Raw genomic sequence first — 1,558 nt, 5'->3', positions numbered from 1 at the left:
ATAGAGATGAGCAAAACACATTAATTCAAAAGTAGGACGTGGCAGTTAGTTTCCATAAAGTTTGAGGTTACGATTTTATGGCATAGCAAAGCTAACGTAAGTCCAAAACTTACGAAATCATAAGACTATGAGAAATTTTTAATCAAGCAATTCGTTTTATTGTTTTTAGTTTGCGATAAGACTGACCGGAATGTCTAGTGATTGCGGCAACGGCAACTGCCAGTAAACTGATATGGGCAAGTGTGTTTAAGTTTGTAACAGACGCTTTATTTCTCACCCACATCCGCTCCTGACCAGTATTTTTAAAACGCGAATTATAGCGTTCACATTCTGTGCGGAGTGAATAATTACTTTCAAAATATTTGCTGTCCCTATCAATGGAAAGTCTTAAATCATCAGGAATGGTGAGATATTTCGTACAGCCACGATGCTTTTTACCATTATAGAAATTTTTGTGGTGGCATGGGCAAACGGTATCTTTACTTGATTTTAGAGGACAACAAAACTTTTGACGGGTACGACCACAATCGGAAAACTTACCATCCTTCCACATGGCAAGCCCTGCTTCGCAAATGGGATTCCCTTGAGGAAGAAGTTTCGGATTTTTGGAATTACGTTTGTTTAATGGAATGATACATTCTCCATTGTAAAGATCCTTAACCTGATTGTAGATATTTTTGACATCGTAACCTTTGTCGGCAAGGAATGTGCAGTCCGTTATTGGTTGAAAGGAATGGGTAGCAGCAAGGATATCTAAAGCGACGGTAGCATCATGAACTTCTGCGGTTGTGGTCATTTCATAAATAGGAAGACCTGAAATACAGTCTACAAGGACATGATTTTTATAGCCCCAATAGAATTCATATTTTTTCTCGTTCGTTTGATTGGATGCAGTGTGGACGCCGAGTTTACAATCCGAATCCGCCCTTGGTTGATTTCCGGGTTTAAACTTATTTGAGAGAAAAGATTTCGGATTATTCTGTGAAGTATTTGCAGAGACAGGGGTTGAATCTAAGCCAATAAAAGAAGTGTCTACAATACCTTCTTTAGAAAGGAATAACACCTGAGTTTTCATGATTTCAGAGAGAACTTTGTTATCGAAATTTTTCAGGAAGCGATCAAAAGTCCAATAAGAAGGAAGTGGACGAGAAATATCAAAGCCACAAAAATGCGCAATCAGAAGATTATTGTGAAGATAATCGACAAGATCGGAAATCATGGAGAAACCTTCGCATTTCATGACAATAAAGGAACAAATCATAGCGTGATTTGAAAAGCCTTTCCTTCCTGTCTTGGGAAATTCCGGAACAAAGGATAAATCAAGATTCAGAAAAAGAGAATCATAAAACTTTGCAACTGGTTGTGAAGTGAAAAGACGAATGTCTTTCAAAATTTCTTGACGATAGATAACAATCAGCTCCTTTCGGTGAATTGATTTTGACAACTTAATTATATCATTTGGAGCTGATTGTTACTATAAATTTGAAGTGATTAATGAGGTTGCCATGCCTCGCAAACCCGCATAAATACTGAATGTGTGGAGTTTTGCTCATGGCTA

The 1,558-nt window shown here is 37.5% G+C and carries 1 protein-coding gene; it reads right to left on the bottom strand.

Annotated features, from left to right (window positions below; all coding sequences use genetic code 11):
* Nucleotides 1-142: 142 nt before the first annotated feature.
* Nucleotides 143-1,444 (bottom strand): transposase, encoded by a 1,302-nt coding sequence (locus PGR14_RS15975; RefSeq protein WP_118340187.1) that lies wholly within the window; start codon nucleotides 1,442-1,444, stop codon nucleotides 143-145.
* Nucleotides 1,445-1,558: the final 114 nt, after the last annotated feature.

The organism is Coprococcus sp. AF99-45 (assembly GCF_027663865.1).
GTDB classification, from domain to species: domain Bacteria; phylum Bacillota; class Clostridia; order Lachnospirales; family Lachnospiraceae; genus Allocoprococcus; species Allocoprococcus comes.
Note: the sequence above shows the minus strand (reverse complement) of the source record. Positions and strands in the feature narration are given on the sequence as shown.